The sequence below is a fragment of the Rhizobium sp. AN6A genome, assembly GCF_900215635.1.
GTDB lineage: Bacteria > Pseudomonadota > Alphaproteobacteria > Rhizobiales > Rhizobiaceae > Agrobacterium > Agrobacterium tumefaciens.
The window spans coordinates 2,212,433-2,227,313 of the sequence record NZ_OCNC01000004.1; the positions used below are offsets into that span (position 1 = coordinate 2,212,433).

Genomic DNA, 14,881 nt, shown 5'->3' on the forward strand with positions numbered 1-14,881 from the left:
CAACCAGCCCAAATCCTTGGGCTGAAAGCACTTTCTTCGCCGCGCAGATGCCCGTGACTGGATCCTGTGTCAGCTTACAGTCCTCCGCCATCGCGACAAATCAGTTGTTGTCCCGCACTCCGCTTTCGATTGACGGGCAAACACTGTAAAGACGTCCTTAGGCCCAAACGGGTAGGGGGATTACGACATGCCGTCTTTCGAACTGCTGACAGCCTTTTTCATCACTACCGCCCTGTTTGCCTATATTCCCGGCCCGGCCATGCTTTATGCGGCGGCGCAGACCATGGCGCGCGGCCGGTTTGCCGGGCTGATGGCGGTGCTTGGCATCCATGTCGGCTGCTATTTCCATATCGTTGCCTCTGCGGCGGGGCTTTCGGTGCTGTTCCAGGCGGTGCCGTGGCTTTATCTGGCCGTGAAGCTGTGTGGCGCGCTGTATCTCATCTGGCTCGGTTTCTCGATGCTGCGCAGCAAGCTTGAAGGTGAGGCCGTCAATCTGACCATCGAACCGAAATCGGCAAGGCGCGCCTTCATCGACAGCATTATCGTCGACGTGCTCAATCCGAAGACGGCGCTGTTCTTTCTGGCGTTTCTGCCGCAATTCGTTGATCCGGCGGCGGCCTTTCCGATCTGGCTGCAATTGCTGATCCTCGGTATCGCCGTTAATTTCATTTTTTCCTCCGCCGATCTCGTTGGCGTGCTTCTGGCGGGCGCGATGGTTGGGAGGCTTAAGCGTTCCAGCAGGGTGCAGGTGCTTGCCCGTCGCACTGCGGGAACGGTGCTGATGGGGCTTGGCGTGCATCTGGCTTTCCAGAAAACCTGATTTCCGTAAGCCGCGCCGGATAAGGCGAAAACCTGCACAATTGTCTTGCAAACGGGGCCTCTTGCGCGGGTGACACATGAAATTACTTGCCAAAAACGGCCAGCCGTGGTTTGACCGCCGCAAAAGCCGGTATGATCCGGCCCGAACCTTTTCAGGAAAATCCCATGTCCAAACCCCATCTTCTTATCGTGGAAGCACGCTTTTACGACGATATGGCAGACGCTCTTCTCGAAGGCGCGAAGTTCGCGCTGGATGAGGCTGGCGCAACCTATGACATCATCACCGTTCCCGGCGCGCTCGAAATTCCCGCTGCCATTGCCATGGCGCTGGATGGCGGCGACAACGAAGGCACGGAATATGATGGTTTCGTAGCGCTCGGCATGGTCATTCGTGGCGAGACCTACCACTTCGACATCGTTTCCAACGAATCCTCCCGCGCCCTGATGGATCTCGCCGTCAGCGAATCGCTGGCCATCGGCAACGGCATCCTCACCGTCGAAAACGACGATCAGGCATGGGCACGTGTTCGCCGTTCTGACAAGGACAAGGGCGGTTTTGCGGCCCGCGCGGCGCTGACGATGATCGAGCTCAAGAAAAAACTGGGTGGCTGAACGCATGTCGGATGTTGAAAATGGCGGCGAACCGCGCCAGCCTTCGGTAAAGCCCGCCAACCAGCGTGGCGCTGCGCGCCTCGCGGCCGTGCAGGCACTTTATCAGATGGATGTCGGCGGCACCGGCGTGATGGAAGTCGTGGCGGAATACGAGGCACATCGTCTCGGTCAGGAAGTCGATGGCGATACTTATCTGAAGGCTGATCCTTCCTGGTTCCGTTCCATCGTGTCCGGCGTCGTCCGCGATCAGACGAAGATCGACCCACTGGTGCGCTCCGCACTTCTGGAAGACTGGCCGCTGTCGCGTCTCGATGCCACCGTTCGCGCTATCCTGCGTGCCGGCGCTTTCGAGATTCTGGAGCGCAAGGACGTGCCGGTTGCCGTCATCGTCACGGAATATGTCGAAATCGCCCGTGCTTTCTTCGAGCATGACGAGCCGAAGCTGGTGAACGCGGTTCTGGACCGCATTGCCAAGCAGGTGCGCGGTGAGGCAAAACGCTAAAATACGTTAGGTGAGGAAGATATGAGCGCCGTTTCCGTCCCCGGACTTGAAGTTCAACTGGACGAGGCGAAGCGCAACGTCTTCCTCCTGACCGCCGCACAGGCGATCATGGGCTCGGCAGCACCTATGAGCTTCTCGGTCGGCGCGCTTGCCGGTTACCAGTTGCTCGGGGCTGACAAGTCGCTGGCAACGGCGCCGCTTACCGGTTTCAACATCGGCGTGGCGCTGGGCGCCATCTGCGTTGCCGCAGCATCGCGTTTTCTTGGCCGCAAGGCGGGCTTCATGGTCGGCGCGCTGATGTGCTCCATCGGCGGCGGCATTGCTGCCGTAGCACTCTTCCGCTCCGACTTCTGGCTGTTTGCGATCGGCCTGCTGCTGATCGGCATTTCCGGCGGCTTCACGCAGAAAATCCGCTTTGCTGCTGCCGACGCATCCCCCTCTTTCTACAAGCCGAAAGCCATTTCCTGGATATTGGCGGGTGGCATCGTCTCGGCGATCATCGGGCCGCAGCTTGCCATTTTCGGCAAGGATGTCTTCGCACCGGTCACCTTCGCCGGTGCTTTCATCGCGCTGGTGCCGCTCGGCATCATCGCGATTGCCATTCTGGCATTCCTGAAATTGCCGGACCCGAAGGCCGCCTCTATCCACGCGCAGGCGGCGCGGCCTTTGTCGGAAATCGTGCGCACGCACCGGTTTGTCACCGGCATGGTCTGCGGCATCGGTTCCTATGCGTTGATGACCTTCATGATGACCGGCGCGCCGCTCGCCATGGTGGTCGGCTGCGGGTTTCCCACCGAACTTGCGACGCTCGGCATCCAGTGGCACGTTCTTGCCATGTTCGGCCCGAGTTTCTTCACCGGTATGTTGATTGCGCGATTCGGCGCGGAAAAAATCGTTGCAGCCGGTCTCGTCGTGCTGATGGCCTGCGCCATCATCGCCCATATGGGCATCGAATTGTGGAATTTCTGGGCGGCGCTCATTCTCCTCGGTCTCGGCTGGAATTTCGGCTTCATCGGCGCCACCGCCATCATCACCTCGAGCTACCGCCCGCATGAGGCAGACAAGGTACAGGGCTTTCACGATATCGTGCTGTTCGGCACAGTAGCGCTGTCGTCCTTCTCTTCCGGCAAGGTGTTTACGGCCTGGGGCTGGTCGGTCATGAACCTCGTCATCTGGCCGGTTGCGGGCCTATGCCTCGTGCTGGTGGCGTCGCTGTTGCTGACCCTGCGCAGAAACGCCGCATAAGATCGCCTTCGATCTCTACCCCTTTCATGTTTCAGGCAAATTTGTGGGCTTGACGCCACGCCTTTCGCCAACGCAATCTTGCCGCGCAGGTCATTTTTCCTTGGGAGGGGAATAATGGCCACGACAGGACAGGCCGCGCATTTGATCGCCCCTGTCCTTGCACATGGTTCGCCACGCCGGGGAGGGAGTGAGACCCGGCCTTTTGGGAGGTAAGTGCGCATGACCGTAATACCCATAGTGATTTTATGTGGGATCCTGTCCGTGGTTTACGCGGCATGGACGACCAGGAGCGTTCTCGCTGCCGATCAGGGCAACGAGCGTATGCGTGAAATAGCAGGTTTTATCCGTGAAGGTGCGCAGGCTTATCTCACCCGTCAATATCTCACCATCGCCATCGTCGGATTGATCGTCGCCGTTCTCGCCTGGTATCTGCTGTCGGCTCTCGCGGCCATCGGGTTCATCATCGGCGCCGTGCTTTCGGGTGCTGCCGGTTTCATCGGCATGCATGTCTCCGTCCGGGCCAATCTGCGCACCGCGCAGGCCGCATCCCACAGCCTTGCCGCCGGTCTCGACATCGCGTTCAAGTCGGGCGCCATCACCGGCATGCTGGTGGCGGGTCTCGCGCTGCTTGGCGTATCCATCTATTATTACGTCCTAACCTCGGTGCTGGGCCATGCGGCCGGTTCGCGTGAGGTGATCGATGCGCTGGTGTCGCTCGGTTTCGGCGCTTCGCTGATCTCCATCTTCGCCCGTCTCGGCGGTGGCATCTTCACCAAGGGTGCAGATGTCGGCGGCGATCTCGTCGGCAAGGTCGAAGCAGGCATTCCAGAGGATGATCCCCGCAACCCGGCAACCATCGCCGACAATGTCGGCGACAATGTCGGCGATTGCGCCGGCATGGCGGCCGATCTTTTCGAGACCTATGCCGTCTCGGTGGTGGCAACCATGGTGCTTGCGGCGATTTTCTTTGCCGGAACGCCGATACTGGAAAGCGCGATGGTCTATCCGCTGGCCATTTGCGGCGCCTGCATCCTGACCTCGATTGCCGGCACCTTCTTCGTCAAGCTCGGCACCAACAACTCCATCATGGGCGCTCTCTATAAGGGGCTGATTGCCACCGGCGTCTTCTCGATTGCGGGTCTTGCCGTGGCAACTTACGCGACCGTGGGCTGGGGTACCATCGGCACGGTGGCCGGAATGGAGATTACCGGCACAAACCTCTTCCTGTGCGGGCTGGTCGGCCTTGTGGTAACGGCGCTGATCGTCGTCATCACCGAATATTATACCGGCACCAACAAACGGCCGGTCAATTCCATCGCACAGGCTTCGGTCACGGGCCACGGCACCAACGTCATCCAGGGTCTTGCAGTCTCGCTGGAATCGACGGCGCTGCCGGCGCTCGTCATCGTCGGCGGCATCATCGGCACCTACCAGCTCGGTGGCCTGTTCGGCACCGGCATCGCAGTCACCGCCATGCTTGGTCTGGCGGGCATGATCGTGGCGCTCGACGCCTTCGGTCCGGTGACGGACAATGCCGGCGGCATTGCCGAAATGGCCGGTCTCGACCCGGATGTGCGTAAGGCGACCGACGCGCTGGATGCCGTCGGCAACACCACCAAGGCCGTGACCAAGGGTTACGCCATTGGCTCTGCCGGTCTCGGCGCGCTCGTGCTGTTTGCCGCCTATTCCAACGACCTGTCCCATTTCGCTGCCAATGGCGATACCTATCCTTACTTCAAGGATATCGGCGAAATATCCTTCAGCCTTGCCAATCCTTACGTCGTTGCCGGTCTGCTGTTCGGCGGCCTCATTCCGTATCTCTTTGGCGGCATCGCCATGACGGCGGTGGGCAAGGCGGCAAGCTCGATCGTCGAGGAAGTTCGCCGCCAGTTCCGCGAAAAGCCTGGCATCATGGCAGGAACAGAAAAACCCGACTACGGCAGGGCGGTCGATCTTTTGACCAAGGCGGCGATCAAGGAAATGATCATTCCGTCGCTGCTGCCGGTTCTGGCGCCGCTCGTCGTTTATTTCGGCGTGCTGCTTATCTCAGGTTCCAAGGCCTCGGCCTTTGCAGCACTCGGTGCATCGCTGCTTGGCGTCATCATCAACGGCCTGTTCGTGGCGATTTCCATGACCTCCGGTGGTGGCGCGTGGGATAACGCCAAGAAAAGCTTCGAGGATGGCTTCATCGACAAGGACGGCGTGCGCCACGTCAAGGGTTCGGACGCCCACAAGGCGTCGGTTACGGGCGATACAGTGGGCGATCCCTACAAGGATACTGCCGGCCCCGCCGTCAACCCGGCCATCAAGATCACCAACATCGTGGCGCTGCTGCTATTGGCGGTTCTCGCCCAATAAGGACTTGCATCATCGACAAAGAAAAAGGCCCGGGGAGCGATCTCCGGGCCTTTGAATTTCCGTTCCGTCTTCCGATCAGGGGGTGTTGCCGCCCTGGCCGAGAATGCTCTTGGCGATGTTGGCGCCCGAGGTGCCACCGGACAGCAGCTGCTGCAGGAAGGTGAGATCCTTGCCGCCTGTCGGGGTGGTACGCGAAATCGTGTCGAAGACCTTGCCGTCCTGCAGCGCGTAATTGGCCTTACGCTCGATTACGCCGTCCTTGTTGAAATAGATCGCGAGAATGTTCTGTTCGACCAACGTCGGCTTCATGAAAGCGGCGCGGCGCACGCGCTTCTGCGAGATGTAATAGAAAACCTCGTTGCCGAAGGTCGCCGTGGTGGAGGGCGTGCCCATCGTCAGCAGAACCTGCTCGCGGCTGGAACCTTCCGGGATCAGCTGAAGCGACTGCTCGTCCATGACGTAGCCGTTGTGGAACACATCGGTGGTGCTGGTGCAGGCGGAAAGCAGGGTGGACACGACGACGATTGCGATGGCGGTCTTGCCCAGAATTTTGCCGTGACTTGCGGATTTCTGCTTGCTCAACTGCTTTTCCCCGACTGCGATCATGAATGGCACCTTCCGGCATTGCGTGGTGCACAGTGTCTGTGCACATGATTGTGTCAATCCGGGGACGGAAAATCCCGATCACCCCCCAAATTCAACGCTTTCACGGCCTTTGGAAACTCCTCCGGTCTCTTAGACTGTTTCAGCCGAAAGACGAACGTGACCGCGACAGCATTGCAATTCGTGGATGCTTCGGTAAACCAGCTTTGGCGATCATGCAACAAGTGCGATAGGCGGGTGAGCGAATTCACCAGCCCCGTTCGGAAAAAAAACGATGATATTCGGGCTGTTCAGACAGAAAAACAACAACCGCGCCATAGTAGACCGGCAATATGCGATCCTGACGGCTGCGGCCCGCACGCCCGCTTTTTATCTTGATCTCGGCGTTCCAGACACCGTGATGGGCCGCTTCGAGATGCTGTCGATCATCATGATTCTCTATTTCCGCCGCACCAAATCCTCCGGTGTGAGCGGGCAGGAAATCGCGCAGGAGATTGTCGACGCCTTTTTTCAGGATATCGACCATTCCATCCGTGAGCTCGGCATTGGCGACCAGGGCGTGCCGAAGCGGATGAAGAAATTTGCCGGCATGTTCTACGGGCGGCTCGAATCCTATGCGGCGGCGCTGGATGCATCCGACCCCGTTGCCCTTGCCGCAGCGCTCCGGCGCAATATATACCCCCAGACAGACGAGAAGGCACCGGAACTGGACGGGCTTGCGGGCTGGATGATGGATGCGTCTTCCACCCTTTCCGCAGGCTCCGAAGAAACGATAGCAACCGGAAGCCTGAAGCTGCCTTTGCCTGGACTATGAGGTTTACGATGAACGCGCGACACGCCGCAAATGACGATCTGCCTTTTTCCTACCCCGTAAAGGTAGGCCATATTTCCGCCAATCCGGTGAGGATTGGTCTTGAAGCCAATGCCGAGGAACTGAAGGCGCTGGCGAAATTCTGGGATGTGGTTTCCGTCGAATATCTGAAGGCGGAACTGCAGGTTACCCGCTGGAAGAGGGATGGCGTGAAGATCAAGGGCGAGGTGCATGCGGCCGTGACCCAGTCCTGCGTTGTCACGCTGGAGCCGGTCTCCAGCAAGATCGACGAGAGCATCGAGCATATTTTCGTGCCGGAAGGATCGAAGCTGGCGCGGATGGTCACCAATGAGGAAGGGGAGATCGTACTCGACCCCAATGGCCCTGACATTCCCGACCAGTTCACCGGCGACAGCATCGATGTTGGCGCGACGGTTGCGGAGTTCGCGGCCCTTGCGATCGATCCTTATCCGCGCAAATCGGATATCGAATTTACCGATACGACCGAAAATGAGCCTGAAGAAGAAAAGCGTCCGTCGCCTTTCGCCGTGTTGAAAGACTGGAAAAAAGACTGAATGCGCCGCCGGGCTGAAATAATTTTATTGTAACACAGGCCGGAACAGGTATTTTCGCGCAAAATCCGCTTGAGTGGCGGCAAAAAGGATAAGGGACGAGTGATCAGAATAGCGATTGACGTCATGGGTGGCGATTTCGGCCCTGATGTTGCCATACCCGGTGCCGCCAAGGCGCTTGAACGGCACAACGATGTGACTTTTCTGCTCTACGGGCAGAAAAGCAAGTGCGACCCCATTCTGGCACAATATCCCGCACTTCGGGAAAAGTCGGTCTTTCACGATTGTGAAATCTCGGTCGCCATGGACGAAAAGCCAAGTCAGGCGCTTCGTCGTGGCCGCTATGTCTCCAGCATGTGGCGCGCCATCGAGGCCGTGAAGCTCGGTGAAGCGGACGTCGTCGTATCCGCCGGCAATACCGGCGCGCTGATGGCCATGGCCAAATTCTGTTTGCGCACCATGGCGCGGGTGGAACGCCCGGCCATCGCCGGCATATGGCCGACGCTGAAAGGCGAAAGCATCGTGCTCGATGTTGGCGCCACGATTGGCGCCGATTCCCAGCAATTGCTCGATTTTGCCCTGATGGGCGGCGCCATGGCGCGTGCGCTTTTCGATATCGACCGTCCGACCGTCGGCCTGCTGAATGTCGGCGTCGAGGAGGTGAAGGGTCAGGAAGAGGTCCGTGAAGCCGGACGGCTGATCCGCGAGGCCGATCTAGGCACCATCGATTACCGCGGTTTCGTCGAGGGCGACGATATTGGCAAGGGCACGGTGGATGTGGTGGTGACCGAAGGTTTCACCGGCAACATTGCGCTCAAAGCCGCCGAAGGCACGGCGCGCCAGATCACCACGCTTCTGCGTGAGGCGATTTCCCGCAGCTTCTTTGCCAAGATCGGTTATATTCTCGCGAAAAGCGCTTTCGATGTGCTGCGAGAAAAAATGGACCCGCGCAAGGTCAATGGCGGCGTGTTTCTCGGCCTGAACGGCATTGTCATCAAAAGCCATGGTGGCACGGATGCCATCGGTTTTGCCTCCGCGGTCGATGTCGGCTACGACATGGTCCATAACGGTCTTACGGCAAAAATTGAAAACGATCTGAAGATTTACCACGCAAGACGGCTTCCGCCCCCGGCGCCCGAAGCTCTCGTGGCTGACGAGGAATAAGGGAATGATCCGCTCTATCGTACGTGGTTTCGGGGCAGCGCTTCCGAAGCGTGTCATGACCAACAGTGAAATCGAAGGGGTCGTAGAGACCTCCGACGAATGGATCGTGCAGCGCACGGGCATTCGCCAGCGCTACATAGCGGGAGAAGGCGAGACCACCGCTTCGCTCGGCGAGGCTGCGGCGCGCGCGGCGCTCGACAATGCCGGCCTGACGCCCGATGATATCGACCTCATCATTCTGGCAACCTCGACACCGGACAATACCTTTCCGGCAACGGCGGTAAACATCCAGAACCGTCTCGGCATGACCCACGGTTTCGCCTTCGACATGCAGGCCGTCTGCTCCGGCTTCGTTTATGCCGTGGCCACCGCCGATCTTTACATCCGCGGCGGCATGGCCAAGCGCGTGCTGGTGATCGGCGCCGAAACATTCTCGCGCATTCTTGACTGGAAGGATCGCACCACCTGCGTTCTGTTCGGTGATGGTGCAGGCGCGCTCGTAATCGAGGCCGGCGAAGGCGAGGGCACTTCCAGCGATCGTGGCATCCTCACCTCGCAGCTGCGCTCCGACGGTTCGCACAAGGACAAGCTTTACGTCGATGGCGGACCTTCCACGACCGGCACGGTTGGCCATCTGCGCATGGAAGGCCGGGAAGTGTTCAAGCACGCTGTCGGCATGATCACCGACGTCATCGAACAGGCTTTCGAGGCGACAGGCACGACGGCTGATGATCTCGACTGGCTCGTTCCTCATCAGGCCAACAAGCGGATCATTGACGGATCGGCGAAAAAGCTCAACATCGATCCGGAAAAAGTCGTCATCACCGTCGATAAGCACGGCAATACGTCGGCTGCATCCATTCCGCTGGCGCTTGCCGTTGCGGCCAGTGATGGGCGCATCAAGAAAGGCGATCTGGTCATGCTGGAAGCCATGGGCGGCGGTTTCACCTGGGGCGCAGTGCTGCTGCGCTGGTAACGGCAAATTTTACTGTTTATCGGGGCGCTGGCACAAAATCGGTTGTGATTTTTGCGGCAGTACCCCGTTCAAACGCCCTGAAGCGACCCCCGCTTGCGGCAAAACCGCGTCGGTCGCTCTAAGCCATTGCACTGATTGCCGAAAGCCTCAAATGAATCTGGAACAATCCCTTGACCGGTCGCCACAAGGGAAATAATCTCGGCGGCTCCTAGAGAAAAATTCAGACACGGTTTGTGGGGAAAAATGGCCGGGAAGACAGTGACACGCGCAGATCTTGCAGAATCTGTGTTTCGTAAAGTCGGGCTGTCCCGCACCGAATCCGCCGAACTGGTCGAAACGATCATCGACGAGATTTGTAATGCGATCACGCGCGGCGAGGTCGTCAAGCTCTCGTCCTTCGCGACATTCCAGATCAGGGAAAAGAACGAGCGTATCGGCCGCAACCCGAAAACAGGTGAGGAAGTTCCGATTTCGCCACGCCGCGTCATGACCTTCAAGGCATCAAACGTGCTGAAACAGCGAATCCTGAAGGCGCATACGGCTCGCAAGACCAAGCAAAAGGGTCAGAAAGCCGGGGCGTAAGCCGGCTGCGACAGGGGTTTTTTGCCGCATGGCAAGCCTTTATCCCCATTCTTCTTGTGAACATGCTTGAATTTCGACGTGCAAGCCGTTGAAATCTGGTCGACTCGCATCATAATCAATTTTAGATAAATGGTATCTTGCCGCCACGGGCATCGGTGCGAGGATCGGGTTCGATTTTTCGCAAGACATGATGCACGGTATCGGCTGGTGAAAAGCGTTCTTGTTCAGTGTCCGGCTGGGTGCATGGCGCTCAAGTTCCGGATGGGAGTGGAAGTTTGGACAAAAGCCCCGACGCGTTTCGGACGATCAGTGAAGTGGCGGATGAGCTGAACCTGCCGCAGCACGTGCTGCGTTTCTGGGAAACGCGCTTTCCGCAGATCAAGCCGATGAAACGGGGTGGGGGCCGCCGTTATTACCGCCCTGATGATATCGATCTTCTCAAGGGCATTCGTCATCTCCTTTATGACCACGGCTACACCATCAAAGGTGTGCAGAAACTTCTGAAAGCCAACGGAAACCGTTTCGTGGCGGCAATCGCGTCGGGCGATCTTGCGACCATGGAAGCCATCATGGCAGCGAGCGGCGAAAAGGAAGTTGCCGAACCGCGCGTGCTGGATCCGGACGGGGACGAGGTCGTCGGCCGCCCGAAAGCCAAACCGAGCGGCCGCTTTTTCGGCTTCGGCGGCGGTAACAGCGATACCGAGATATCGGTCGGCAAATCCGGCATCGGCAAGGATGACCAAGCGCTGTTGCAGGAGGCGCTGTTCGATCTTCTCGAATGCAAGCGGCTGCTTGATCAGGTTCGCTGATCGCTTATCCACAACTCTGTTCGTGCATTTCCAGGAAAAACGAAGGCGCTCTGGAATGCCAACCTTTCAGAAACTCTCTTGACCGATAATGCGGCTCCGTAAAAAGGAGTCTGATCGTGAGCAATCGAAAACCGACAACGCGACGCCGTACGGCGAAGAAATCGGCCGGCGGCAGCGTTTGGCCCTGGGTGCTGATGCTGGGCGTCGTGGCTGGCGGCATTCAGGCTTACGAACATCGCGACAGTCTTATGCCGCAGCGGCATGTCGCGAAGGCAACATCCACGACGACAAATTCCCCCAAGATCGCCGTTGCCGCCAAACGCGAGACGGCCGCACCGGAGAAGGTGGCGGCCATCCGCCCCGCATCGCCGGTTGCACCGATCAATGGTCCGGTGCCGCCACGCTCGATTGCCATGCCGCCTGCGGCACAGCAAAGCCAGGTTGCCGCTATCCTGCCGGAAACACGCCCATCTGTTGAAAAAGTCTCGCTGGGAGAAAAAAGCGGCGCCTTTGCCTTTTGCGGTCGCTCAGGTCTCACCAATTGCGTGGCCGATGGCAATACCTTCTGGATGAAGGGCGTGAAAATGCAGCTCGCCGGCATAGAGGTCCCACAGATCGACCGGGCGCGATGCATGGAAGAGCGTCAGCGCGGTTTCATTGCCAAGGTGCGGTTGCGGGATATGCTGAATGCCGGCGCATTCGATGTGGCGTCGTCGGCAACAGCTGGCGGGCAAGCCATGGAACGCAAACGGATTTCACGTTCGGGCGTATCCTTTGCCGATCAACTCGTGCGGGAAGGCCTGGCTCATCCGGTCTCGGCAAAAAATCAGTCCTGGTGTGGCTAAGGCCCGGTTGACCGGAACGGTGCGGCCTGTGTAGATGTGGCGCTGTCGGTGCTTGGGGTCAGGGTCACGTTCGATCCTGCGCCTGGAATGACAAGGCAATTTTGTAGCGCCGGGGCCTGTTGGCACACGGCGCGACAATGCGGACGTGGCGAAATCGGTAGACGCAGCAGACTTAAAATCTGCCGACCATTGGTCTTGCGGGTTCAAGTCCCGCCGTCCGCACCATTTCCATCTCCAATTAAAAGATTTCTCTGCCGTTTTCCTGCGACATGCGGGCATTCAGGATGGATTCTGCACCGGGATAGTCGATATCCGGGCAATCGATTGCATCATGACGCATGAGTCAGCCTAAAAAATGGGCTTGTTCACGCTCGCGGCATTTCTCCGTGAAAATCATCCAAAAGAGCCTATTGACCTTGCCACGATGGGAAGCCCTATCTTTTTTTTGTAAAGAGAAAAAGAGGTCATGCGCATGTCACAAATCCAGATACAGGCGAACCATTCGATAGCCATCGAGGGAATGACATGCGCCTCCTGCGTCGGTCGTGTCGAGAAGGCTATTGCCAAGGTGCCGGGGGTCGTCAAGGCTTCGGTCAATCTTGCAACGGAGCGTGCCGATATTGCTTTTTCGGGAGCGCCCAACGTTTCGGCCGTTGTCGATGCCGTGCGAAATGCAGGCTATAGCGTCGACGAAAAAACCATCGAACTCGATATCGAGGGCATGACTTGCGCGTCCTGCGTCGGCCGCGTCGAAAAGGCGCTGAAGGCCGTTTCCGGTGTCTCCGACGCGAGTGTCAATCTCGCAACGGAGCGCGCCACCGTCCGCGTCGCCGGCAATGCCGTCTCTGCCGCCAGGCTGGCCGAAGCAATAAGCCAAGCCGGTTACAAGGCAAACGAGATCGTCGCCGACAAGGCCAAGGGTGACGAGCCAGACCGGCGCGAAGCTGAATTGCGCGGTTTAAAAATCAGCCTGGCCACCGCTGTTGCCCTGACGCTGCCGGTCTTCATTCTGGAGATGGGCTCGCATCTGGTGCCCGCCATCCATGATTTCGTGATGGAAACCGTCGGCATGCGGGAAAGCTGGTATCTGCAATTCGCGCTGACCACGCTTGTCCTCTTCGGGCCGGGCCTGCGGTTCTTCAAAAAAGGCATCCCCGCACTTCTGCGGCTGGCGCCGGATATGAATTCGCTGGTGGTGCTGGGCACTGCCGCCGCCTGGGGGTTCTCGGTCGTCGCCACTTTCGGGCCCGAGATCCTGCCGAGAGGCACGGCCAATGTCTATTATGAAGCCGCAGCGGTGATCGTCACGCTTATCCTGCTCGGCCGTTTCCTCGAAGCGCGCGCCAAGGGCCGCACCAGCGAGGCGATAAAGCGGCTCGTCGGCCTGCAGGCCAAGTCGGCCCGCGTGATGCGCAATGGTGAAACCATCGATGTGCCGCTGCAGGATGTTGCGACCGGCGATGTCATCGTCGTCCGTCCCGGCGAGAAAGTGCCAGTCGATGGTCTGGTGCTTGATGGTTCTTCCTATGTCGACGAATCGATGATTACAGGCGAACCGGTGCCGGTGACCAAGACGGCTGGGTCCGAAGTCGTGGGCGGTACGGTCAACAGAAACGGCTCCTTCACGTTCCGCGCCACGAAGGTCGGTGCCGACACGCTGATCGCGCAGATCATCCGCATGGTCGAGGAAGCGCAGGCCGACAAGCTGCCGATACAGGCGCTGGTGGACAAGGTGACCAACTGGTTCGTACCTGCAGTCATGCTCGCTGCAATCGCCACCTTCATCGTCTGGTTCATTCTCGGGCCGGACCCCGCCTTGACCTTTGCGCTGGTTAACGCCGTCGCTGTCCTCATCATCGCTTGCCCCTGCGCCATGGGCCTTGCCACCCCGACCTCGATCATGGTCGGAACCGGACGCGCCGCCGAAATGGGCGTGCTGTTCCGGCGCGGCGATGCTCTCCAGACTTTGCGTGATGCCGATGTCATCGCCGTCGACAAGACCGGCACGCTGACGCTCGGCAAACCGACACTGGTGCATTTCACCACGACCGAAGGCTTCGATCGGGATGAGGTGTTGCGCCTTGTCGCCTCGCTTGAGAGCCGTTCCGAACATCCTATAGCCGAAGCGATCGTCGAGGCGGCAAAACATGGTGGCCTGACGCTTGCCGATGCGGCCGGCTTTGAGGCGACCCCCGGTTTCGGCGTTGCGGCAACGGTTGACGGCCGCAAGGTCGAGGCGGGCGCCGACCGCTTCATGGTGAAGCTCGGTTACGACATTGCGAAGTTCGCCGACGATGCCGACCGGCTGGGCAGGGAAGGGCAGTCGCCGCTTTATGCCGCTGTCGATGGCCGGCTGGCCGCAATCATCGCGGTTGCCGATCCGATCAAGCCGACGACGCCGGAGGCGATCGCAGCGCTGCATGCTCTTGGTCTCAAGGTCACGATGATAACAGGCGATAACCGCCGCACGGCCGAAGCCATTGCCCGCCGTCTTGGTATCGACGAAGTGGTGGCGGAAGTACTACCTGACGGCAAGGTCGAGGCTGTGAAAAGACTTGCGGCCGGCGGCCGGCGGGTGGCCTTCGTCGGTGATGGGATCAACGATGCGCCGGCTCTTGCGGCAGCCGATGTCGGTCTCGCAATCGGCACGGGTACGGATGTCGCCATAGAAAGCGCCGATGTGGTGTTGATGTCTGGCGATTTGCGCGGTGTCGCGAATGCCATTGCGCTGTCCAAGGCGACGATCCGCAACATCCGCCAGAACCTGTTCTGGGCCTTTGCCTATAATGCCGCGCTCGTTCCCGTGGCGGCCGGAATATTGTATCCTGCCAACGGTGTTCTGCTGTCGCCTGTCCTTGCTGCCGGAGCCATGGCGCTTTCCAGCGTGTTTGTCTTGACCAACGCGCTGCGTCTAAAAAGCTTCCGCCCGCCGCTGCTGGACAGATCGTCCGGCATGCAACTCGCAGCGGCAGAATAGGGGGGC

14 protein-coding genes and 1 tRNA gene are annotated in these 14,881 nt (G+C 59.2%); 14 read left to right on the top strand and 1 reads right to left on the bottom strand.

Translation table 11 applies throughout. The features are described from left to right. The first annotated feature begins 187 nt into the window (after positions 1-187). From CRO62_RS23455 to CRO62_RS23475, 5 genes are all read left to right on the top strand, one after another. Positions 188-820, top strand: coding sequence for a LysE family translocator (locus CRO62_RS23455; protein ID WP_065658050.1), 633 nt, complete (start codon positions 188-190; stop codon positions 818-820). 164 nt (positions 821-984) lie between these two features. Beyond that, positions 985-1,431, top strand: coding sequence for a 6,7-dimethyl-8-ribityllumazine synthase (ribH, locus tag CRO62_RS23460; protein WP_013635886.1), 447 nt, complete (start codon positions 985-987; stop codon positions 1,429-1,431). A 4-nt stretch (positions 1,432-1,435) separates the two neighbouring features. Continuing rightward, complete coding sequence (gene nusB, locus CRO62_RS23465) at positions 1,436-1,933, top strand: transcription antitermination factor NusB (RefSeq protein WP_013635887.1); 498 nt, start codon at positions 1,436-1,438, stop codon at positions 1,931-1,933. A 21-nt stretch (positions 1,934-1,954) separates the two neighbouring features. Continuing rightward, positions 1,955-3,178: an MFS transporter gene (locus CRO62_RS23470; protein WP_097102208.1), complete on the top strand. Its 1,224-nt coding sequence runs from the start codon at positions 1,955-1,957 to the stop codon at positions 3,176-3,178. A 219-nt stretch (positions 3,179-3,397) separates the two neighbouring features. After that, positions 3,398-5,536 (top strand): sodium-translocating pyrophosphatase, encoded by a 2,139-nt coding sequence (locus tag CRO62_RS23475; protein WP_097102210.1) that lies wholly within the window; start codon positions 3,398-3,400, stop codon positions 5,534-5,536. Between the two features lie 75 nt (positions 5,537-5,611). On the opposite strand, the gene CRO62_RS23480 is transcribed toward CRO62_RS23475, so the two are convergent. Beyond that, the gene (locus CRO62_RS23480; RefSeq protein ID WP_097102212.1) at positions 5,612-6,142 is read right to left on the bottom strand and encodes an outer membrane protein assembly factor BamE; all 531 of its coding nucleotides are present in this window, start codon (positions 6,140-6,142) and stop codon (positions 5,612-5,614) included. A gap of 271 nt (positions 6,143-6,413) precedes the next feature. On the opposite strand from CRO62_RS23480, the gene CRO62_RS23485 reads away from it, so the two are divergent. The 9 genes from CRO62_RS23485 (at position 6,414) to CRO62_RS23525 (ending at position 14,875) form a co-directional block, all read left to right on the top strand. Further along, the gene (locus CRO62_RS23485; protein WP_097102214.1) at positions 6,414-6,953 is read left to right on the top strand and encodes a ubiquinol-cytochrome C chaperone family protein; all 540 of its coding nucleotides are present in this window, start codon (positions 6,414-6,416) and stop codon (positions 6,951-6,953) included. 8 nt (positions 6,954-6,961) lie between these two features. Then, entirely contained in the window at positions 6,962-7,525 is a 564-nt protein-coding gene (locus CRO62_RS23490; RefSeq protein ID WP_097102216.1) for a YceD family protein, read from the top strand. 99 nt (positions 7,526-7,624) lie between these two features. Further along, complete coding sequence (gene plsX, locus CRO62_RS23495) at positions 7,625-8,686, top strand: phosphate acyltransferase PlsX (protein ID WP_003512528.1); 1,062 nt, start codon at positions 7,625-7,627, stop codon at positions 8,684-8,686. Positions 8,687-8,690: 4 nt separating this feature from the next. Further along, positions 8,691-9,662, top strand: a complete 972-nt coding sequence (locus tag CRO62_RS23500) for a beta-ketoacyl-ACP synthase III (RefSeq protein WP_003512529.1) — start codon at positions 8,691-8,693, stop codon at positions 9,660-9,662. A 243-nt stretch (positions 9,663-9,905) separates the two neighbouring features. Continuing rightward, entirely contained in the window at positions 9,906-10,244 is a 339-nt protein-coding gene (locus CRO62_RS23505) for an integration host factor subunit alpha (protein WP_003512530.1), read from the top strand. 275 nt (positions 10,245-10,519) lie between these two features. Then, positions 10,520-11,053 carry a MerR family transcriptional regulator gene (locus CRO62_RS23510; protein ID WP_097102218.1) on the top strand — a complete coding sequence of 178 codons (534 nt, stop codon included), beginning with the start codon at positions 10,520-10,522 and terminating at the stop codon, positions 11,051-11,053. 116 nt (positions 11,054-11,169) lie between these two features. After that, entirely contained in the window at positions 11,170-11,898 is a 729-nt protein-coding gene (locus tag CRO62_RS23515) for a nuclease (RefSeq protein ID WP_097102220.1), read from the top strand. Positions 11,899-12,037: 139 nt separating this feature from the next. Continuing rightward, positions 12,038-12,123: transfer RNA gene (locus tag CRO62_RS23520), tRNA-Leu, on the top strand. A gap of 247 nt (positions 12,124-12,370) precedes the next feature. Next, positions 12,371-14,875 (top strand): heavy metal translocating P-type ATPase, encoded by a 2,505-nt coding sequence (locus tag CRO62_RS23525; RefSeq protein WP_179784661.1) that lies wholly within the window; start codon positions 12,371-12,373, stop codon positions 14,873-14,875. Positions 14,876-14,881 lie beyond the last annotated feature (6 nt).

Excerpts from the sequence above, each read along its gene's own strand:
- CRO62_RS23455 (WP_065658050.1), top strand. The coding sequence starts at position 188 with ATGCCGTCTTTCGAACTGCTGACAGCCTTTTTCATCACTACCGCCCTG.
- ribH (WP_013635886.1), top strand. The coding sequence starts at position 985 with ATGTCCAAACCCCATCTTCTTATCGTGGAAGCACGCTTTTACGACGAT.
- nusB (WP_013635887.1), top strand. The coding sequence starts at position 1,436 with ATGTCGGATGTTGAAAATGGCGGCGAACCGCGCCAGCCTTCGGTAAAG.
- CRO62_RS23470 (WP_097102208.1), top strand. The coding sequence starts at position 1,955 with ATGAGCGCCGTTTCCGTCCCCGGACTTGAAGTTCAACTGGACGAGGCG.
- CRO62_RS23475 (WP_097102210.1), top strand. The coding sequence starts at position 3,398 with ATGACCGTAATACCCATAGTGATTTTATGTGGGATCCTGTCCGTGGTT.
- CRO62_RS23480 (WP_097102212.1), bottom strand. The coding sequence starts at position 6,142 with ATGATCGCAGTCGGGGAAAAGCAGTTGAGCAAGCAGAAATCCGCAAGT.
- CRO62_RS23485 (WP_097102214.1), top strand. The coding sequence starts at position 6,414 with ATGATATTCGGGCTGTTCAGACAGAAAAACAACAACCGCGCCATAGTA.
- CRO62_RS23490 (WP_097102216.1), top strand. The coding sequence starts at position 6,962 with ATGAACGCGCGACACGCCGCAAATGACGATCTGCCTTTTTCCTACCCC.
- CRO62_RS23500 (WP_003512529.1), top strand. The coding sequence starts at position 8,691 with ATGATCCGCTCTATCGTACGTGGTTTCGGGGCAGCGCTTCCGAAGCGT.
- CRO62_RS23505 (WP_003512530.1), top strand. The coding sequence starts at position 9,906 with ATGGCCGGGAAGACAGTGACACGCGCAGATCTTGCAGAATCTGTGTTT.
- CRO62_RS23525 (WP_179784661.1), top strand. The coding sequence starts at position 12,371 with ATGTCACAAATCCAGATACAGGCGAACCATTCGATAGCCATCGAGGGA.